Source organism: Thioalkalivibrio sp., assembly GCF_007692535.1.
Classification (GTDB): Bacteria; Pseudomonadota; Gammaproteobacteria; order Ectothiorhodospirales; family Ectothiorhodospiraceae; genus Thioalkalivibrio.
The window spans coordinates 1-19968 of sequence record NZ_REBW01000076.1 but is presented as its reverse complement, the minus strand read 5'-3'; the positions used below and the strand labels follow the sequence as shown (position 1 = coordinate 19968).

Genomic DNA, 19968 nt, shown 5'->3' with positions numbered 1-19968 from the left:
ACTCCATAGGCGCTCCGCGCCCGCTACAGGGCGCCCGTCTCGATCAGCAGCCGGTGGATGTGTTCGGCGAGATAACGGTAGCCATCCGCATTGGGATGGATCGGGTCGGACTTCATCGCATCCCGCGAGAGGATGCGTGCGAGAGCGCCGTTCTCGACCGGGATTCCGAAGGCCTCCCCGATGTCGGCGTAGATCGCCTCGCTGCGCAGTCGCAGCAGGGTCGGGGCGGGTACGGCCACCAGCAGCACGTCCGTACCACGATCCCGGGCCAGCTGGATCATCGCGGCGAGATTGTCCCGGGTCTGTTCGACGTCCATTCGGCGCAGCAGGTCGTTGCCGCCGTGGGTCAGGATCAGCAGGTGGGGCTGGTGCTCGTCGAGCAGGCCGGGAAGACGGACGAGGCCTTGACTCGAGACCTCGCCCGGAACGCCCGCATTGATCACCTGTCGCCCGCTCAGGTTCGAAAGCTGCGTCGGGTAGGAGTCGCCCTCGTGCGCACCGGTGCCCGCGGTCAGGCTGTCGCCGAAGGCGAGGATGGTCGCGTCGGCCGGCAGTGGCGAGAGTGATGGGGGCGTTGGCGAGCAGGCTGCGAGCAGCGACAGGAAGAGCAGCACTCCAGCCGCAGCAAGGCCTCCGCGCGCGGTCGGCATCAGCCGGGGAAACGTGTGGTTTCGTTGTCGCATGGCGTCTCCATTGGCTGGGACCGTCGGGCGGTGCGAACGCCGCCACGGTTGGCTCAGGGGCATGGGCGCTGCCCGGACAAGCCTAGCATCCGGCATTGACCCTCGCGTACAGGCATGGCAGGTTGCGTGCTTTACGCCGATTGTGCGGCAAGGACAGCGGACCCCGCCGAAGCGGGTCGCCCCGCTTCGGCGCCTGAAAACAACCGCCAGAGGAATCACCGCATGCCCCTTCGCAGCTTTGTCATTGCGACCCTTGTTGCCATCCCCCTGACTGCCATCGCGACCGAACCGAACATCCAGCCGGGCGAGTGGGAAATGAGTTCGATCACCACGTTCCCCGGCACTCCGATGCCCGAGCAACGCGACTCCAGCAGGGAGTGCGTGACCAGCGAGGATCTCGATGGGCTGGTCTTCGATCTTGATCTCGAAGAAGAGTCCTGCGAGATCACCGACAAGGTCATCAGCGCCGATCACATGAGCTACAGCATGACCTGCCAGCATGAGGACGGCATGGACATGATCATGGACGCGGAAATGCGTTTCCTGGGGGATCGTACCGAGGGAACCATGGATGCGCGGATGACCACACCCATGGGCCCGATGCAGATGCGCATCGAGCTCGAAGGTCGGCGGATCGGCGATTGCTGATCGATCGTTCCAGATGATAGCTCCGGCAGGGCCGCTCAGGCGGTCTCCGGCGGCTCGAGGATGACTGCGTCCCCGACCTCCAGGCGTCCGCCTTCCAGCACCAGCAGGCATACGCCGCTATTGCGTCCCAAGGCCTTGGCCATGTTCTCGCCGGTGACCTGGTTGATGTAGCCACAGGGCGGCCGGGGCTTCCAGTACTCGAACTGCGCGGTGCCGATCCGGAATCGACGACCCTCCAGGGCCCGGGTCCGCATTCCCGAGATCACCAGGTTGCGGCGATGCTCGCCGTGGTCCAGGGCCACCGGGAGACGCCGTTGCGCGCGTCCCAGGTCGTCTGCCGAGATCAGCGTGACCTGGCAGCTCTCGACCGGGTGCCAGTGGCCGGAGCCTGTCTGGTAGCGGTCACCGACCAGGCCCTGACCCGTTGCGGCATCCGCCGCGCGCAATGCCTGCATCGGCGCGCCGGCACGCGGACTCACGAAGATCGCGGCCAGTCTCGGCGCAGGCGCAGATCGACGCCACGGCGGCAACAGGGATCGCCAGCGCATCAGAAGCGGTAGCCGAACGTTTCCTGGAAGCGTTCGGCGAACTCGTCCGCGGTGAATGCGTGGTTCTGGGTACCCGGATGGGCGATCTTGAGCGCGCCCAGCAGCGAGGCGATGCGGCCGGTGGTCTCCCAGTCCATGCTCCGTTCGATGCCGAACAGCAGCCCCGCCCGGTAGGCATCGCCGCAGCCGGTCGGGTCCACCACGGCGGCCGGTGTTACCGCCGGGATCTCGATGCGCCGGCCGCCGGTGTGGATGTGCGAACCCTCGCCGCCGCGGGTCACGATCAGTGCCTCGACCCGCTCGGCCATCTGTTCCAGGCTCAGGCCGGTGCGCTCGGCGGTCAGCTGCGCCTCGTAATCGTTGAACGCGGCGTGGGTGGCCTGGTCCAGGAAACGGCTGAGGTCCTCGCCGCCGAACATCGGCAGGCCCTGGCCGACATCGAAGATGAAGGGAATGCCCGCCTCGGCGAACTGTTCGGCGTGCTGGATCATCCCGTCGCGCCCGTCCGGCGAGACGATGCCGACGCGGATGCCGGACGCCTCCTGAACCCGGTTGTAGTGCGAAAAGCTCATCGCCCCGGGATGGAACGCGGTGATCTGGTTGTCGTCCTGGTCCGTCGTGATGAAGGCCTGGCCGGTGAAGCTGCCGTCCACGGTGCGGATGTGCCTGCAGTCGACACCCTGCTGCTCCAGCCATTCGGCGTAGATGCCGAAATCGGAGCCCACGGTGGCCATGGGTACCGGTTCTCCCCCCAGCAGCTTGAGGTTGTAGGCGATGTTGCCCGCGCAGCCGCCGAACTCCCGGCGCATCTCCGGAACCAGGAAGGAGACGTTGAGGATATGCACCTTGTCCGGCAGGATGTGGTTCTTGAAGCGATCGGGAAAGACCATGATGGTGTCGAAGGCGATGGAACCACAGATCAGGGCGGACATGAAAACTCCTCGTTGGTTGCTGGACGGAATCGCACGATGGGCGGGTGCGGCGCGAAAGCGTCGCGGTATCGGTTGCGCTGCGCCCCGCGGGGCCTTGCCGAGCGCGGGGTCGACGCGGGCCGGGAAGGCCCGAACCCTCGATGTCTGCCACCCCCGACTCCGGTGGTGGGCAGCGCATAGCCTAGTGATTTGTGGGCCCGACAACAAACCGGAATCCGCTCGGATTGCGGAATTCCGAGCTGCGGCGGTTCGCCATTGGGGCGGTTGTGGCCCGGTCGGCGGCCTGCGATGATCGAGATCAGCCCGGGACTTCGATTGCCCGAGGAAGACCTGGAATTCCGCTACAAGCGCGCAGGCGGCCCTGGTGGACAGCATGTGAACAAGACCGACAGCGCGGTGGAACTGCGCTTCGATCTGAACGCCACGGAAGCCCTGAGGCCCGGTGTGCGCGAGCGTCTGCAGCGGCTTGCCCGCAGGCGCATCTCGCGCGAGGGTATCCTGATCATCCATGCGCAGCGTTTTCGCAGCCAGGAGCGCAATCGCGAAGATGCGATTGCCCGGCTCGTGGAACTGCTCCGCGAGGCCAGCGAGCCGCCGGCCAGGCGCATCGCCACGCGCCCCACCCGGGCCTCGCGCGAACGGCGGCTGACCAGTAAGAAACAGCTGGGCGAACGCAAGCGTGGCCGCGGCAGGATGCGGCAGCCGGAAGATACCTGACCCCTTCGGGAGAAGAAGACACCATGAATCTGCGTATCGTGATCCTGGTACTGGTGCTCGCCGTCGCGGCGCTGACCCTGCTGTTTCCTGGATCGGATTCCTGGCTCGGCCCCGGGCAGCCCCCGCCCCCGCCCGCGCTCGAGGAGATCGACACAAGCAACGACGACCTCGTCGTGCGCGGCGTGGAGATCCGCGATCTCGACGGCCGGGTGGCCTGGCGGGGGGACGTGGATCTGGCGCCGGAGTTGGCTCGGATCGCGGCCGGGGAGAGCGATCCGCACCGCAACGACGGCGGGATCTTCCAGAATCGCGAGGGTCTGCTGCCCGAGCGTCCACGGGGACACTACCGGGAATACGTGGTGCGCACGCCCGGCATCTCCCATGCGGGGCCGCAACGCCTGGTGATCGGGGCCGACGGCGAGGTCTACTACACGCACGACCACTACCGAAGTTTCCGGAGGATCCGCTGATGGCGTCCGCCGCAGATCCGAGCGTATTGCGCGACTGGCTGTCGGGGCCGGCACCGTTGCTGGAACTGCCTGGTGACACCAATCCCGATGGGGTGCTGGAAGCGCTGTGTGACCAGGGCTTCGACGCCCGCAGGGTGGACCTCGCAGGGGTATCGGACAAGGCCGGCCTGCTGGATGCGCTCCATCGCGCGCTGGCACTCGGCGACTGGTTCGGCTTCAACTGGGACGCACTGGAGGAGGCCCTGTACGGTCCCGAAGACCGCAGTGCCCCCGAGCGCGTCGTCGTGATGACGGGCTTCGAGGCATTTCGGACCCAGGCCCCGAAGGACGCCGGCGTCGTCCTCGACATCCTGCGCAGCGTGGCCGAAACGCCCGGCAGCGGCCTGCGCGGCTGTGTGCTGATCGGCTGAGGCGCTTTGGGAGGAGGCTTGTCGGGTGAACGTGAAAGCCACGGCCACGCCCTCCCCTACGCTCCCGCTTATGGAGTGCGGGAGCTTGTTCCCGCTATTCGGTGCCTGGAATGACCCAGCTCCTCAAAGCGGCGGCAAGCCGCCGCACTCCATAGGGGCTTGCGCTTTCATCCTTCGGGGTGGCGCGCTCCGAGGCCATGAAAGTTAGCGCGGCGTAACCCGACTCCTGCTCAGGTCAGGAGTGCGGCATCCACGTCCGCGGCACCCACGGGCTGAACGAGCACCGCATGCACGGGGTAACGCTCGGCCAGGCGGTTCACGTATTTCCGATCCTGCTTGTCCACCAACACGATCACGCGCGCCTCGGGCGCATATTTCTGCAGGCTGGCCAGGAATACGTCCAGGTTGCCCAGGTTGGCTCCGGCGTAGTTGTTCCCGTAGCCGTAGAAGAACTCTGCCACGACATAGTCGGGCCGCTGCCGTTGCAGTGCCTGGATCGCCTTGCGCATCGACGACAGGCGAACTTCCTGGATGTTGCGGCGCTGGTAGAGCTCGCTGAGATTGGGGTGGCCCGGCGATTCGATGATGGAAAAAAGCAGCGTTTCAGACACGGCGCGATCGACCTGGAGCTGGCGTAGAAACCTCCAACGTAGTCTCGGGAGGGCTGGAGTTCAACAGGCCACGGAATCGATCGGATGCAACAAAACCATGAATGGATTGCTGGATCGCGGCCGACACTGCTGCCGCCGTCCGGGTCCAGTCCCCGATACGGTCCCGGTCGTTCATGCGTTCCTCCGCCTGTTGAAGGTGGCCAGGACGATGCCGACCGCGATCATGACTGCGCCGGCCAGGTGGAAGCCCTGCAGCCGCTCGCCGAGCAGCAGGATCGCCAGGGCCGCACCAAAAGCCGGCATCAGGTGCAGGTACTGGCCGGTGCGGTTCGGTCCCATCTCGGCGACGGCGCGGTTCCAGAAGACATAGGCGAGGACCGAGGGGAACAGCGCGACGTAGCCGATCGCAGCGAGATTGGTGGCGTCGAGCGCAAAGCGATGCCCGGCGGCGAGATCCCAGGCATAGAGCACGGCCAGCGGCAGGAGGCCGATGGCGATGATCGCGGTCAGGAAGGTCTTCGCCTCCAGACCCGCCGGGCGCCAGCGCAGGAAGACCGAGTACAGCGCCCAGTCCAGGCTCGCGGCCAGGATCCACAGGTCGCCGCGATTGATTTCCAGCTCGGCCAGCATCTGCGGCCGGCCCTCGGTGGCGATCAGGACGACGCCGGCCAGCGAGAGCAGGATGCCGAAGAGCTGCGTGCCACGCAGCGGGACCCGGAACAGCAGAAACGACAGCGCGACGATGACCACCGGTGTCACCGAGGAGAGCAGCACGCCATTGGTCGCCGTCGTGTGCTGCAGGCCCAGGTACGCGAAGGTGTTGTAGTTGGTGACCCCCAGCACGGCGAACAGGGTCAACACCGGCCAGTGGCGCAGCAGCAACCGGCGCTGTTGCCAAAGCCCGGAATAGACGAACGGCAGCAGGATCAGCAACGCAATGGCCCAGCGCCAGAACGACAGTGCGATCGGCGTGATCTCCATGTGCAGCGCCCGCGCCAGCACGAAGTTCCCGGCCCAGAACAGTGGCGGCAATGCCGCAAGCAGCCAGATGGGGACCAGCCGGATACCCGGGTTCATGGGGCAGGGGTGGGTCCGGGATGGAGACTTTCGAGCGCCATGATCGGATTGTGGGCCTCCAGGCCACGCGGTGCACCCCGCGTGTTCCGGATCTGCCGGCTTTCGGCGCTTGCCGTAGAATCGGGACATGACGGCTGACCCAGCAAAACGGCCGGAGGGTTCCCGAAACCGGGACGTGGTCTTCGAGACCCGTGGTCTGACCAAGACCTACCTGATGGGGGATGTCGAGATCCACGCCCTGCAGGGCGTGGACCTGAAGCTCTACGCCGGCGAACTGGTGGTGATGCTGGGCGCCTCCGGTTCCGGGAAGTCCACGCTGCTGAACATCATGGGCGGCCTGGATACCGCCAGCAGCGGTACCGTCCGCTACCGTGATCAGGAACTGACCAATGCCTCGGACAAGGCACTGACGCTGTTCCGTCGTGACCATGTCGGCTTCGTGTTCCAGTTCTACAACCTGATCGCCAGCCTGACCGCGCGCGAGAACGTCGCGATCGTCACCGAGATCAGCCGCGATCCGATGCTCCCGGAAGAGGCGCTTGCGCTGGTCGGCCTGAAGGAGCGGCTGGATCATTTCCCGGCGCAGTTGTCCGGCGGCGAGCAGCAGCGGGTCGCGATCGCCCGCGCGATCGCCAAGCAGCCTGCGGTGCTGCTCTGTGACGAGCCCACCGGCGCGCTGGATTCGAAGACCGGAATCCAGGTGCTCGAGGCGCTGGAACACATCAACGAGGCGATGGACACCACCGTCGCGATCATCACCCACAACGAGGTGATCGGAGAGATGGCGGATCGGGTGATCCGTCTGCGCGATGGGCGGGTCGAGAACATCCACGTGAACGACAAGCGCCGGCCGCCCGGCGAACTGCGCTGGTAACGGGGCTCCGGGGGTGCGTACCCTGAACCGGAAGCTGCTGCGCGACCTGGCGACGCTGAAGGGGCAGGCCGCGGCCATCGCGCTGGTGATTGCCAGCGGCGTGATGACCCTGATCATTGCGGTAACCACGCTCGATGCCCTGAGTCTGACCCAGCAGCGTTTCTACGAGGATTTTCATTTCGCCGAAGTCTTTGCCGATCTGAAGCGCGCGCCCGAGAGCGTCGCCGGGCGGCTGCGCGACATCCCCGGGGTGAACCAGGTCGAGACCCGCGTGAAGGCCTCGGTGCGCCTCGAGGTGCCGGGATTCGACGATCCCGTGCGCGGACTGCTGCTGTCGATCCCCGAGGGCCGTGAGCCGCTGCTGAATCAGCTGTACCTGCGCGAGGGGCGGCTGCCCGAGCCGGGACGAGCCGAAGAGGTCGTGATCAGTGACGCCTTCGCCGAGGCACACGGACTTCGCGCCGGCGACCATATCGAGGCCATCATCCGGGGGCGCCTGAGCACGCTGCGGGTCAGCGGTACCGTGCTCTCTCCTGAGTATGTGTACCAGATCGCGCCGACGGACCTGCTGCCCGACTACAAGCGGTACGGCATTCTCTGGATGAACCGGCGCGCACTGGCCAGCGCGTACGGAATGGAGGGGGCCTTCAACAATGTCGCTGTCAGCCTGCAGTCCGGTGCCTCCGAGGCAGAGGTCATCGATCACCTGGACCGCATCCTCGCGCGCTACGGCGGGATCGGCGCCCACGGGCGGGACGACCAGCACTCGCACCGGTTCCTGCACGAGGAGCTGAAGCAGCTGCGCGCGCAGGCCGTGATCCTGCCGACCATCTTCCTGCTGGTGTCGGCGTTTCTGCTGAACGTGGTGATGAGCCGGATCATCCGCACGCAGCGCGAGCAGGTGGCGGTGTTGAAGGCCTTCGGCTACGGCAACCTCGACATCGCGCTGCACTACGGGATGCTCACTGGGCTGATCGTGCTCCTCGGCAGTGCGCTGGGTATCGGGTTCGGGGCATGGGCCGCCAGCGGACTCGCGGCGATCTACACCGAGTACTTCCGCTTTCCGGAGATGAGCTTCCGCCTGCAGGGCTGGGTCGTGCTCCTCGCCGTCGCGGTGGCGGCGGGCGCGGCGATGCTGGGCACGCTGCGCGCGGTCTGGGGCGCGGTACGCCTGCCGCCGGCGGAGGGGATGCGGCCGGAGCCGCCGGCGCGCTTTCGCAGGGGCTGGCTGGAACGGTCCGCCCTGCGCCACTGGCTGGATCAGCCGGCGCGCATCATCCTGCGCAATCTGGCCCGGCACCCGCTCAAGTCCTCGCTGTCGGTCCTGGGCATCGCGATGTCACTGGGCCTGCTGGTCATGGGCGCCTATCAGCTGAATGCGGTCGACCACATGATCGACACCCAGTACCGGAAGGTGATGCGCATGGATCTGCACCTGACCTTCAGCGATCCGACCCCGGTGCGCGTGCATTCCGAACTGCGGCACCAGCCCGGCGTACTGGCGGTGGAGACCTACCGCAGCGTCCCGGTGCGCCTGCTGGCCGGGCATCGCGAGTACCGCACGTCGATCCTCGGCATGGACGAGCAGCCCTACCTGCGCCAGTTGCTGGACGGTCGCCAGCGGCCCCAGCGCCTGCCTCCCGAGGGCCTGCTGCTGACCGACTACCTGGCACAGGATCTCGGGCTGCGGGTCGGTGACGCGGTCCGGGTCGAGATCCAGGAGGGTCACCGCCAAACCGTCACGGTCCCGCTGGTGGGGCTGGTCGATGAACCCCTGGGCGTCGGCGCCTACATGCAGCGCCCCGCGCTGAACCGCCTGATGCGCGAGGGACCCGCGGTCACCGGGGCCTGGCTGATGATCGATTCGGGACAGGAGCGCGCGCTGTTCGACCGCCTGTGGGACCTGCCCGGGGTGGCCAGCATCGGCATGATCTCCGAGGCCGAGCGCAACATCCGCGAATACATGGACGACACCATCCTGATGTTCGCGCTGGTGTTCGTGTTGCTGGCGACATCCATCGCCTTCGCCGTCGTCTACAACAATGCCCGCATCGCCTTCGCCGAGCGTTCCAGGGAGCTGGCGACCCTGCAGGTGCTGGGGTACTCGCGGGGCGAGGTCAGCTGGATCCTGGTCGGCGAGATCCTGTTGCTGACGCTGGTCGCGCTGCCGTTCGGCTGGCTGATCGGCACCGGTTTCGCCTGGGCGCTGAACCAGGCCTTCAGCATGGACATGTTCCGGGTGCCGCTGGTGATCACGCCCGGTGCCTACGGCTTTGCCACCGCAGTGGTCCTGACGGCATCGGTAGCCGCCGCGGTGCTGGTGGTCCGGCGGCTGCACCGCCTGGACAAGGTCGCGGTCCTGAAGGCGGTGGAGTGATGCGCTGGCCTGATGTCCGCGAGGACGATAGCCACTCCCGATGCTGCGGTGGGTCCGCGCATCGGGCGGCGCCGCCGCTGCGCCGGGATTGCCCGAGCACCGGAAAGCGGGAGCAGGCTCCCGCACTCCAAATGGCCCCGGCGCGCAGCGCCTCTGGAGTGCGGCGGCTCGCCGCCGCTTTGGGTGGTCTGGGCGGGCAGCACTGTCATGAAAGCGGGAGCGAGCTTCCGTACTCCGGCGATGCCCGGTCGCGGGGTAGTAAACTTACGCAGGCCATGAGGAGAACGTCCCTATGAAACTGCGCAAGAAGCTGCTCTGGGGGCTGGTTGCGCTGGGCGCGGCGGGACTGCTGGCCTGGACGCTGATGCCGGCGCCGGTACCGGTCAGCGCCGTCGCGGTGAAGTCCGGCACCTTTGTCGAGTCGGTCGACGAAGAGGGACGCACCCGGCTACGGGATTCCTTTACGGTATCCGCGCCGATTTCCGGCTATCTGCAGCGGGTCGCCCTCGAGGTCGGCGACGAGGTGCAGCAGGGCGATGTGGTCTTCCGGATGGAGCCGCATCCGGCGCCGGCGCTGGATGCGCGCAGCATGGAACAGGCGCGCGAGAACCTCTCCGCCGCCCGCTCCCGTCTGGAGGGCGCGCGTGCCGACCTCGAGACCCAGCAGGCCGAGGCGGCCTTCGCGGACGCCGAGTTTGCGCGCTACCGGCAGCTCCGGGAGCGCGAACTGATCTCAGCCACGGAGATGGATCGGGTGCGCAGCGTGCGCGACCGTCAGCGTGCGGTGGTGCGTGCCGCCGAGAACGCCGTCGATGTGGCGCGATTCGAGGTCGAGAGCGCGCGGGCGTTTCTCGACATCGCCAGCGGCCAGCGCCCTGAAGAAGATCAGCCGGTACTCGAGGTCCGGACACCCTCGGGAGGGCTGGTTCTGACGCGGCACCGCTGCTGCGAGGGGGCGATCGGGGCCGGCGAACCGGTCATCGAAGTCGGCCATCTGGGCGATCTGGAGGTGCAGGTGGATCTGCTGTCGATGGACGCGGTCAGGGTTCGGCGGGACATGCGCGTGCACATCACCGGCTGGGGTGGCGACGAGACGCTGGCGGGCCGGGTCCGCCGGGTCGAGCCGGCGGGCTTCACCAAGGTGTCGGCGCTGGGTGTGGACGAGCAGCGGGTCCCCGTCATCATCGATTTCGACGACGTGGAGGCCGCCGCCGAGTGGCTGGGGGTCGGCTTCCGTGTCGAGGCCGAGTTCCTGCTTTGGGAGGGCGATGACGTGATTCAGATCCCGACCAGCGCGCTGTTCCGCAGCGGGGGTCGCTGGGCGGTGTTCGTGGTGGCTGACGGCCGCGCGCAGGAGCGCGAGGTGCAGACTGGCCGCCGCAGCGGAATGGTCACCCAGATCCTCGATGGGCTGAAACCGGGGGAAGTCGTCGTCACGCACCCCGGCGACCGCGTGCGGGACGGTGTCCGCGTGAGACCTGAACTGCGCGATGCTTGAGGTCCGGGTATGGAGTGCGGCGGCTTGCCGCCGGTTTCCCTGCAGGGGCTCGCCCCCTGCCGCGGAGGCGAGCTTCCGCGCGTGAAAGCGGGAGCAAGCTCCCGCACTCCAAAGTGGTCTTGGCACGGGGTGTGGTCAGCGCATGTTGCTGAGCCAGTAGAACCGGTACGGCGGCACCACCAGGCGGTCGTTGAACAGGCGCGGGATCTCGCCGGTGTGCAGATCGTGCAGGGTGCCGCGCAGGTACAGGCTGCGGTAGCGCAGGTTGCTCAGTTCCAGGTACTGCGGGTTGGCGTCGAAATTCGCGACGACGAGTACCGAGGACGACTGCTGGTGCTCCGGGTGGGTGCGCAGGCAGGCGAACAGGTGCGGGTTCTCGAGGTCGATGAGTTCCCGGTTGTTGAAGTCGGCGAAGGCGGGAATGCCCTTGCGCGCCGCGATCATGCGCTTCAGGCCGTCGAAGATCCGCTGTTCGACGCTGCCGTGCTGATGCCGCAGTTCGGCCTTCTCCCAGTCGATGCGCGGCCGGTTCATCCAGCGGCTGTCGCCGGCCTTGTTCGGGTCCTCGAGATAGCTGCAGTCGCTCAGCGTGCCGATCTCGTCGCCGTAATACAGGAGCGGAATACCGCCGAAGGACAGGATCATTCCGTGCAGCAGCAGGATGCGCTGCACCGCGCGGTCGATGGTCTTGGGATCCCCCGACTCGAGCGCGCTCTCCAGGCCTGCCAGCGAGGCCAGGGAGCCGGAGATCCGGGCGTCGCCCGTCTTCTCGTTGCGGCCGAAGGGCTGTCCCCGGGCATCGGAGCCCTTGTACTCGCCGATGAAATAGTCCACCAGGAACCGGCGGTGCGCGTGCGGCTCGTAACCGGCAGCCATGATGTCGCGGTCATCGAAGCCCAGGCCGATGTCGTCGTGGCAGCGCACGTAGTTCAGCCAGGTGGCGCGGTCCAGCTTGTTCGGCAGGCTCTGGATGCCGAGATTCAGCAGTCGCGCGTTGCGCGTGGCCATCGCGTCCCAGAGCAGCGCCATGAAAGTGGCGTTGTAGGCGATCTCGCACTCCTTCGCGATGACCGCGTCCTCGCCGAAGTACTTGATGATCTCCAGCGGAGCGACGATGGCTTCCGCGATGAACAGCACGCCGGGCGCGGTAACCTGGCAGCAGTCCTTCATCAACTGCAGGATCAGGTGCGCCTCGCGTTCGTTCTGGCAGGTGGTGCCGATCTTCTTCCACAGGAAGGCGACCGCGTCCAGGCGCACGATGTCCGCACCCTGGTTGGACCAGAACAGGATCACGTCCAGCATCTCGATGAACACGTCGGGGTTGCTGTAGTTCAAATCCCACTGGAAGGAGTTGAAGACCGTCATCACCCACTGCTGCATCTCCTCGTCCCAGGTGAAGTTTCCGGGCGAGGTCTCCGGGAAGATCTCGGGCATGGTCTCCTCGAACATGTCCGGGATGTCGCGGTTGGAAAAGATGTAGTAGTAGTCCTGGTATTTCCGGTCGCCGGCCCGCGCCTTGCGTGCCCACCCGTGTTCATCGGAGGTGTGGTTGACGACCACGTCCAGGGTCAGCAGCATGCCTCGCTTGCGCATGGACCCGGCGAGCTTTTGCAGTTCTTCCAGGGTGCCGACCCGCGGGTCGATGCGGCGGAAGTCGCTGATCGCGTAACCGCCGTCGCTGGCCTTTTCCGGGCAAACCAGCATCGGCATGATGTGCACCATGTTCACGCCCAGTTCCTGCAGGTAGGGCACCCGGGAACATACGCCGTCGAGGTTTCCGGCGAAGCCGTCGGCGTACAGGGCCATCGCCACCCACTCCTGGCTGAGGAACCAGTTGTGGTTCAACTCGCGATCCTTGTCCTGTGCCTCCAGTTCGGCGGAGCGCTCGATATAGCGCGCGGCCATGACCTCGACCAGCTTGATGCTCTTTTCCTTGAAGTCCTCGCGCGCCCCGTACAGCGAGTGGAAGAGCGAGTGGATCGCGTAGAAGTTTGCGCCCAGACGGGTATAGAAATGGCGCAGATCCTGACGTCGGATCTCCGGCTTCAGCTCATCGAGGATTTCGTTCAGCAGCGAGTGAGAGACCTGTTCGTACATGCGGCCCTTTACGGATGCGGTTGCCTTCGCGACGGGATCGCCGAGCGCGGGGCGGGTGGATGGTGCACCATGATCGGCAACCCGGGGCCACAGCGCAAACGGCCGCTGCCCAGGGCGAGTGGGCCATGCGGATCCAGTGGTGCCCGTAGCGACGGGTCAGGGGCCGGTATGGGGGCCCGCCTGACGCGTGACCCGCACCAGCTCGGTTCCCGACAGCCAGTCGTGCAGCATCGCGCGGCGGGGGTGTGCCTGGCTGAGGCCGAGTCCGGCCAGCAGCAGGGCGGTGGCGCCAGCCGTCACCAAGGCCCCGTGCTCGCGTGCCAGGTAGATCCCCAGCAGGATTACCAGCCACTGCGCCAGCGCGACCAGGTAGCGCAGGGTCGCCTGCTTCGGGTTGACCGGGCCGCCGGTTTCGTCACGCAACTGGATGTTCCAGGCCTGCATGCCCAGCGTCTGACCGGTGCGGATCCAGAACCAGGCCAGGAAGAACCAGGCAGCCAGCAGGTTGACCACGAACTGCAGCGGAGTCAGCGCGTAGCCGGTAAGCTCCCCGACCAGCACGAAGACGAGGCCCAGCACCATCCAGATCGCGAGCAGCAGCAGCCCGTCGTAGATCATTGCGGCCAGGCGCCTCAGGAGCCCGACCGGGTCAGGAGTGGAGACGGTCCCCGGCACGTTCAGAAGACCGACTGAAAGGGAATGACCTCGACCTCATCGCCCGCGCTGGCCCCCGTGCTCTCGCGCGGGAGAACGATGTAGGCGTTGGCGACGCTCATCGAGCGCAACTGGTGCGAGCCCTGGCCGCCGGTGGAACGCACCGTCCATTCCCCGTCCCGTTTTTCCAGGATGCCGCGCTGGAAATCCGCCCGTCCGGGGTTCTTGCGCAGATCCTCGAGCAGGTGCGCGCGCAGGGTCCAGGGACGCTCCGGGTCGGTCCCGCAGAGGCGCAGCAGCGCGGGGCGGACAAACAGCGAGAAGGTGGCCATCACCGATACGGGGTTGCCCGGCAGGCCCAGGAACACGGCCTGGCCAAATCGGCCAAAGGCCAATGGCCGTCCGGGTTTCATCGCGACCTTCCAGAAATCCGTTTCGCCCTCGCTCTGGAGCAGGCGCGAGACGAAGTCGGCATCGCCGACGGAAACGCCGCCGGTGGTCAGCATCAGGTCGGCGGTCTCCCCCGCGTGCGTCAGGGCCGAGCGCACGGCATCTTCGGTGTCGGCGATCACACCGAGATCGATGAACTCCACCGGGTAACGGCTGAGCAGGGCGCGCAATGTATAGCGGTTGCTGTCATGGATCTGGCCGGGACCCAGCGGCTGGCCGATCGGCACCAGTTCGTCCCCGGTGGTGAAAAAGGCCACTTTCGGACGGCGCACCACGGTGACTTCGCCGATGCCCTGCGATGCCAGCAGTCCGATGTCGGCCGCGGTGAGGCGGCGGCCTCCGTTCAGGATCACGGCACCGGCCCGGGTATCCTCGCCCGGATTCCGGATGTGGGCGCCGGGCCTGGGCTCCGTTGCCAGCGTGACGAAACCCGCCTCGCTACGGACCTGCTCCTGCATGATGACGGTGTCGGCGCTCTCGGGTACCACCGCGCCGGTGAGGATCCGGATGCACTCGCCGGGACCGATCTGCCCGTCCCAGGGGTGCCCGGCAGCGGACAGGCCGGCGACGCGTAGCCGGGCTCCGACACGGGCGTCGCCGGCGGCCAGCGCATAGCCGTCCATGGCCGAGTTGCGTGACGAGGGGACGTCGATCCGCGCGGTCACCGGCGCGGCCAATACCCGGTCCAGGGCATTGGTGATCGCCAGGGTCTCGCTTCCCGCGACCGGGACACAGGCCGCAAGCACGCGGTCCAGCGCCTGCTCGACGGTGAGCATGTTGGGATCGGTCTCGTCCATCCCGGCGTCGTCGCGTCTCAAGGCCAGGCGTCCGCGGACAGGCCAGGCAGGTCGAAGTACTCGCCGATGAATGCGGCGATCACGCGGACCTCGTCCAGCGGCAATGCTCTTGTGCCCTCTGGCACGGATTCCGGACGGTCGGTGGCCACGGCGATGATGTGCGGATCGTCGACACAGAGCAGCGGCTTGCCCAGCCCCGGCCGGTGGATCTCGATCTTCGGGATCGGTTCACGCTTGAATCCTTCCACCAGGATCAGGTCCGTGCGGCGCGGGTCGAGCTTTCGGACCAGATCGGCAAGCACGGGCTTGACCTCCTGGCCCTCGGGATTTTCGACCATCAGCGCAAGGCGTCGGCTGGACGCCACCAGGACCTGTCCTGCGCCGGCCTTGCGCAGTTCGTAGCTGTCCTTGCCCGGCTGGTCGACATCGAAGTCGTGGTGTGCGTGCTTGATCAATGCGAGCTGCAGCCCGCTGGCACGCAGCACGGGCAGCAGGCGGGTCAGCAGCGTGGTCTTGCCGGCGCCGCTCCAGGCGGCGAAGCCGAGCAGGGGGATCATTTGGGAGGTCATGCTGGCACTCTTGTCGATGTCGGCGTTCCGCGCCCGGGACGTCCCGGGTGGCCATGGTCCGAGGATACCGGAGCCACAGCGGGATGGCACCTGCGCGCGATGGCGAAACCACCATCGCTGCCCGTTGTCCACTGGAGTACCGCAGGCCTGACGGCGATGGGTTCCTTTTTGTGGGAGCATGAGGGACCGACAGAGAGCCGGCACCTGCCGCAACCGGCGGCTCGCCCCTTGCCGCAACGCCGATGGGCAGTGACTTCATCGGCGGCGTCATCACTGCAAGACCTGAAACGGTTAGGATAGGACCATGCGCCTGCATACGATGAAATCCCGGTTCCGCTTGATCCTCTGGGCCTCCCTGCTGCTGGTCGCGGCTGGCTGGCTGCTCGCCGCGTCCGGCGACGAAGACCGTAAGCAGGCCCTGTTGCTGACCGTGTCCGATGCGATTGGCCCGGCCACGGGCGACTACATCATCCGCGGCATCGAACGGGCCGGACGCGATGAGGCGGAGCTCGTGGTGCTGAAGCTCGATACCCCGGGAGGCCTCGACTCGTCGATGCGGGACATCGTGAAGGCGATGCTGGCCTCGGACGTTCCAGTGGTGACCTATGTCCACCCGGCAGGCGGGCGCGCCGCGAGCGCCGGCACCTACATGCTGTATGGCTCGCACGTCGCTGCGATGACGCCCTCGACCAACATCGGCTCGGCAACACCGGTGCAGATGGGCGGCGGATTCCCCGGTCTGGACGACGGTGACAGCCGTCCTTCCCGTGGCGACGACCAGAACGGCCGCGATGCTGAGAACGATGCCGAGAAAGACGAGTCGGCCGAGGACGCGAACGCTGACGACGACGCGGCGGCTGAAGCTCCCGATGCCGAAGAGAACAGGGACGAGGCTCGTCGCGGCGAGACCGCGATGGAGCGCAAGGTCCTGGAGGATGCGGTGTCGTACATCCGGGGACTTGCCGAGCGCTTCGGCCGCAATGCCGACTGGGCCGAGGAGGCGGTGCGCGAAGGCTCCAACATCGGTGCCCGCGAGGCGCTGGAAATCAATGCCATCGAGTTCGTGGCCGACAACCTCGAGGATCTGCTCGAACAGCTCGACGGCCACAGCGTACGCATGGCCTGGGGCGATAAGGTCCTGGACACCGTCAACATCGAGGTGATCCGGGTCGATCCCGATTGGCGTACCAACCTGCTGGCAGTGATCACCAGCCCGAACATCGCGTATATTCTGATGCTGATCGGGATCTACGGCATCATTTTCGAACTCTCCAACCCCGGGGCGATCTATCCTGGAGTCATCGGGGCGATCTCGCTGGTGCTCGCCTTCTATGCGCTGCAGGTGATGCCGGTGAACTATGCCGGTCTGGCGCTGATCCTTCTGGGGCTGATCTTCATGGTTGCCGAGGCCTTCCTCCCGAGTTTCGGGATACTGGGAATCGGTGGCATGATCTCCTTCATCACCGGCTCCATCATTCTCTGGGACGATCCGGAATTGAATATCTCGCTTCCACTGGTTTTTGGTACCGCCCTCGTCGTGGGGGTCTTCTCGATCTGGGTGCTCGGGCGTTTGATCCGGCTGCGCAAGGTCAAGCCGACCATAGGACGAGATGAAATGATCGGCATGATCGGCGAGGCGCGCGAGGACTTCGAGCGTAGCGGGCGCGTGTACGTGCACAGCGAACTGTGGACGGCCGAGACCACCGAACCGGTGGAGGAAGGGCAGAAGGTCCGCGTCGTTGGCCTCAAGGGGCTGCGCCTCAGGGTCGAACCGGTGTCGGAAGACGCTGACGCGGTCGCAACTCGTTCCTGAATGCTCATCCCAACCGTTCGCGGCAGCGAACGGTTTCAGACAACCCAAGTGAAGGAGAAGTCGTAATGACCGGAGCCTATCTTTTCCCGTTGGTGGTGGTCGTCGCGCTGATCGCGATGTCCATCAAGGTGCTGCGCGAATACGAGCGCGGCGTGGTCTTCTTCCTGGGGCGTTTCCAGGCCGTGAAGGGCCCTGGTCTGATCATCATCATCCCGGGCATTCAGCAGATGGTGAAGGTGGACCTGCGCATCATCACGCTCGACGTGCCCAGTCAGGATGTGATCTCGCAGGACAACGTGACCGTGCGCGTGAACGCGGTGCTGTATTTCCGCGTGGTCGATTCGGCGAAGTCCGTGATCCAGGTCGAGGACTACTTCTCCGCGACGAGTCAGTTGGCACAGACCACGCTCCGTTCGGTACTCGGCAAGCACGATCTGGATGAAATGCTCTCCGAGCGCGACAAGCTGAATGCCGACATCCAGGAGATCCTCGACTCCCAGACCGATTCCTGGGGCATCAAGGTCACCAACGTCGAGATCAAGCACGTGGACCTGAACGAGTCGATGATCCGCGCCATCGCCCGTCAGGCCGAGGCCGAGCGCGAGCGGCGCGCGAAGGTCATTCACGCCGAGGGTGAACTGCAGGCAGCGGAGAAGCTGTCGCAGGCGGCGGAGATCATCAGCAAGAATCCGGCGGCCCTGCAGTTGCGTTACCTGCAGACCATGGCCGACATGTCCAATAGCAGCCAGGCCAATACCATCTTCTTCCCGCTGCCGTTGGAACTGACCAAGGTCTTCGACGCCATTGCCGCCAAATTCGGTGCCCACGGCACCGCGGCCGGTGAGAAGAGCGACTGAGGTCGCCGCGGTGGAGCAGGGGTCCGGGGCATCGCACCCGGATCCCCTGCTCGACCGGTTTCTGGACGAACTCTGGGCGGTCGACGGACTGGCCAGGCTTACCCTGGACGCCTACCGGCGTGACCTGACGGCTCTGTCGAGCTGGCTCACGGATCGCGGGTCGGCGCTGGCCGAAGCAGACCGTGCCGACCTGCTGGCGTTCCTCGGGGCGCGGATGCAGTCTGGATCCCGTCCCAAGTCGGTTGCCCGCTGGCTCTCCAGCCAGCGGCGCTTCTATCGCTTCCTGGTCGCCGCCGGGCTGCGTCGGGACGATCCGACCGCCCGTATCGATGCACCGAGCATTGGCAGACCCCTGCCGGACAGCCTCTCTGAGTCGCAGGTCGAGGCGCTGCTGGCGGCTCCCGAGACCGGGACGTCCATCGGTCTGCGCGACAGAGCCATGCTCGAACTGCTGTATGCAACCGGGTTGCGGGTCTCCGAGCTGGTCGCCCTGGAGCAATCGCAGGTAAATCCCCGGCAGGGTGTACTGCGGGTGACCGGGAAGGGCTCGCGCGAACGGCTGGTTCCGTTGGGAGAGGAAGCCGGGGACTGGCTGCGACAATACCTGGACGAGTCGCGGCCGGCGCTGATGCAGGGACATCCGCCGGCCGAGGCCGTGTTCGTGACCCGCCGCGGGGCGGGAATGACCCGCCAGGCCTTCTGGTACCGTATCAAGCAGTACGCCGCCGCGGCCGGCATCGCCGTGGCCCTGTCGCCGCATACCCTGCGCCATGCCTTTGCCACCCACCTGCTCGATCACGGGGCCGACCTGCGCGTGGTCCAGATGCTGTTGGGGCACAGCAGCCTGTCCACCACGCAGATCTATACGCACGTGGCCCGCGCGCGCCTGCAGGCCCTCCACGCGCGGCATCACCCACGCGGTTGACGCAACTCTCTGGTTCGCCGGCAGTCCCAGACTCCAGCCCGGTGTTACACTCCCCCGGTTTTTTCACTTGACGAGACGGTTGCATGCTGATGATGCGAAACACCCTGATTTCCCTGCTGGCCGTGATGGCCATGTCCCCGGCGCTCGCCACCGAGGTGATCGAGAAGCGAATGGCCGAGGTCGTGCCGACCGTCAGCCCGGATTCGATCCAGCCGACGGAAATGGCCGGTATCTTCGAGGTCCGCTATGGAACGGACATCTTCTACGTCTCCGAGGACGGACGTTTCCTGCTTCAGGGCAACCTGATCGATCTGGAATCGCGGCAGAATCTGACCGAGAAGGCGAAGCGCGCCGTGCGCGCGGAAATCTTCGCGGAAATTCCCGACGCCGAACTGACCGTGTACACGCCCGAGGGCAGGGTCCGGCATACGCTGAACGTCTTCACCGACCCCAACTGCCCCTTCTGCCGCCAGATGCATGACGACATGGACAAATACCTCGAGGCCGGCATCAAGGTGCGCTATTTCATGTACCCGGTCCTTGGGCGGCAGTCGCCGGAGATCATGCGCGATGTCTGGTGTGCCGACAGCCGCACCGATGCGATGGACCGTGCCAAGGCGGGTCTGGCGGTCGCTTCCAGGGACTGCCCCACCCCGGCGGAAGAACATCTGGCGCTGGGCCGGGAAATGGGCATCAGCGGCACGCCGGCGAGCATTGCCAGCAGTGGCCTGCTCATCTCCGGCTTCCGTCCCGTGGTCGAGATGCTGCTGATGCTGGAGTCGGAATAGATCGGGAGGAGCTAGCACAGTTCTGTAGGGCGGGTTAGCGTAGCGTAACCCGACGTTCCGGGGAGGACGCTGCTTTGCGTCCATGGGTGGGTGCGAGACCCGTCGGGTTACGCCCCACGGGCTAACCCGACCTACCGTTTGCGGCTCCCGCTATCCGGCACCGGCGCCAACCC

At 66.3% G+C, this 19968-nt stretch carries 20 protein-coding genes; 11 read left to right on the top strand and 9 right to left on the bottom strand.

The genetic code is table 11. The features are described 5' to 3' along the window. Positions 1-23: 23 nt before the first annotated feature. Positions 24-683 carry an arylesterase gene (locus EA346_RS02955; protein WP_296755441.1) on the bottom strand — a complete coding sequence of 220 codons (660 nt, stop codon included), beginning with the start codon at positions 681-683 and terminating at the stop codon, positions 24-26. A 222-nt stretch (positions 684-905) separates the two neighbouring features. Between EA346_RS02955 and EA346_RS02950 the strand changes: the two genes are divergently transcribed. After that, positions 906-1331, top strand: coding sequence for a DUF3617 family protein (locus EA346_RS02950; protein ID WP_296755438.1), 426 nt, complete (start codon positions 906-908; stop codon positions 1329-1331). Positions 1332-1366: 35 nt separating this feature from the next. Here EA346_RS02950 and EA346_RS02945 read toward each other — a convergent pair whose 3' ends face one another. Then, positions 1367-1879 carry an MOSC domain-containing protein gene (locus tag EA346_RS02945; protein WP_296755437.1) on the bottom strand — a complete coding sequence of 171 codons (513 nt, stop codon included), beginning with the start codon at positions 1877-1879 and terminating at the stop codon, positions 1367-1369. Beyond that, entirely contained in the window at positions 1879-2811 is a 933-nt protein-coding gene (locus EA346_RS02940; RefSeq protein WP_296755434.1) for a carbohydrate kinase family protein, read from the bottom strand. Before EA346_RS02940 ends, EA346_RS02945 begins: the two co-directional genes overlap by 1 nt. A 288-nt stretch (positions 2812-3099) precedes the next feature. Between EA346_RS02940 and arfB the strand changes: the two genes are divergently transcribed. From arfB to EA346_RS02925, 3 genes are read left to right on the top strand one after another with little or no spacing between them, the layout of a single operon-like run. Continuing rightward, positions 3100-3528 (top strand): alternative ribosome rescue aminoacyl-tRNA hydrolase ArfB, encoded by a 429-nt coding sequence (arfB, locus tag EA346_RS02935; RefSeq protein ID WP_296755431.1) that lies wholly within the window; start codon positions 3100-3102, stop codon positions 3526-3528. A 23-nt stretch (positions 3529-3551) separates the two neighbouring features. After that, complete coding sequence (locus EA346_RS02930; RefSeq protein WP_296755429.1) at positions 3552-3998, top strand: ribonuclease domain-containing protein; 447 nt, start codon at positions 3552-3554, stop codon at positions 3996-3998. Beyond that, positions 3998-4408: a barstar family protein gene (locus tag EA346_RS02925; protein ID WP_296755426.1), complete on the top strand. Its 411-nt coding sequence runs from the start codon at positions 3998-4000 to the stop codon at positions 4406-4408. Before EA346_RS02930 ends, EA346_RS02925 begins: the two co-directional genes overlap by 1 nt. A 230-nt stretch (positions 4409-4638) precedes the next feature. On the opposite strand, the gene EA346_RS02920 is transcribed toward EA346_RS02925, so the two are convergent. Together EA346_RS02920 and EA346_RS02915 are read right to left on the bottom strand one after the other, a co-directional pair. Further along, complete coding sequence (locus tag EA346_RS02920) at positions 4639-5019, bottom strand: hypothetical protein (RefSeq protein ID WP_296755424.1); 381 nt, start codon at positions 5017-5019, stop codon at positions 4639-4641. A 171-nt stretch (positions 5020-5190) separates the two neighbouring features. Then, positions 5191-6096, bottom strand: coding sequence for a DMT family transporter (locus EA346_RS02915; RefSeq protein WP_296755421.1), 906 nt, complete (start codon positions 6094-6096; stop codon positions 5191-5193). A gap of 127 nt (positions 6097-6223) precedes the next feature. On the opposite strand from EA346_RS02915, the gene EA346_RS02910 reads away from it, so the two are divergent. The 3 genes from EA346_RS02910 to EA346_RS02900 all read left to right on the top strand — a co-directional run bounded on the left by EA346_RS02910 (position 6224) and on the right by EA346_RS02900 (position 10845). Continuing rightward, positions 6224-6970 (top strand): ABC transporter ATP-binding protein, encoded by a 747-nt coding sequence (locus tag EA346_RS02910; RefSeq protein ID WP_296755418.1) that lies wholly within the window; start codon positions 6224-6226, stop codon positions 6968-6970. Positions 6971-6983: 13 nt separating this feature from the next. Beyond that, a complete protein-coding gene (locus EA346_RS02905) occupies positions 6984-9347 on the top strand; it encodes an ABC transporter permease (protein ID WP_296755415.1) in 2364 nt (787 codons plus the stop codon). A 292-nt stretch (positions 9348-9639) separates the two neighbouring features. Further along, positions 9640-10845 carry an efflux RND transporter periplasmic adaptor subunit gene (locus EA346_RS02900; RefSeq protein WP_296755413.1) on the top strand — a complete coding sequence of 402 codons (1206 nt, stop codon included), beginning with the start codon at positions 9640-9642 and terminating at the stop codon, positions 10843-10845. A gap of 135 nt (positions 10846-10980) precedes the next feature. Here the strand turns inward: EA346_RS02900 and EA346_RS02895 are convergent, their stop codons facing one another. The 4 genes from EA346_RS02895 to mobB all read right to left on the bottom strand — a co-directional run bounded on the left by EA346_RS02895 (position 10981) and on the right by mobB (position 15412). Next, positions 10981-12942: an alpha-amylase family glycosyl hydrolase gene (locus EA346_RS02895; protein WP_296755410.1), complete on the bottom strand. Its 1962-nt coding sequence runs from the start codon at positions 12940-12942 to the stop codon at positions 10981-10983. A gap of 156 nt (positions 12943-13098) precedes the next feature. Next, entirely contained in the window at positions 13099-13623 is a 525-nt protein-coding gene (locus tag EA346_RS02890; RefSeq protein WP_296755448.1) for an RDD family protein, read from the bottom strand. Beyond that, positions 13620-14843, bottom strand: a complete 1224-nt coding sequence (glp, locus tag EA346_RS02885; protein WP_296755445.1) for a gephyrin-like molybdotransferase Glp — start codon at positions 14841-14843, stop codon at positions 13620-13622. Before glp ends, EA346_RS02890 begins: the two co-directional genes overlap by 4 nt. Positions 14844-14860: 17 nt before the next feature. Beyond that, positions 14861-15412, bottom strand: coding sequence for a molybdopterin-guanine dinucleotide biosynthesis protein B (gene mobB / locus EA346_RS02880; RefSeq protein ID WP_296755407.1), 552 nt, complete (start codon positions 15410-15412; stop codon positions 14861-14863). Between the two features lie 304 nt (positions 15413-15716). Here mobB and EA346_RS02875 point away from each other — a divergent pair, with 304 nt between their 5' ends. From EA346_RS02875 to EA346_RS02860, 4 genes are all read left to right on the top strand, one after another. Further along, positions 15717-17225 (top strand): nodulation protein NfeD, encoded by a 1509-nt coding sequence (locus EA346_RS02875; protein WP_296755405.1) that lies wholly within the window; start codon positions 15717-15719, stop codon positions 17223-17225. Positions 17226-17290: 65 nt separating this feature from the next. Continuing rightward, positions 17291-18082, top strand: coding sequence for a slipin family protein (locus tag EA346_RS02870; RefSeq protein WP_296755402.1), 792 nt, complete (start codon positions 17291-17293; stop codon positions 18080-18082). A gap of 10 nt (positions 18083-18092) precedes the next feature. Beyond that, a complete protein-coding gene (gene xerD, locus EA346_RS02865; RefSeq protein WP_296755443.1) occupies positions 18093-19007 on the top strand; it encodes a site-specific tyrosine recombinase XerD in 915 nt (304 codons plus the stop codon). An 83-nt stretch (positions 19008-19090) separates the two neighbouring features. Beyond that, a complete protein-coding gene (locus EA346_RS02860) occupies positions 19091-19795 on the top strand; it encodes a DsbC family protein (protein ID WP_296755400.1) in 705 nt (234 codons plus the stop codon). Positions 19796-19968 lie beyond the last annotated feature (173 nt).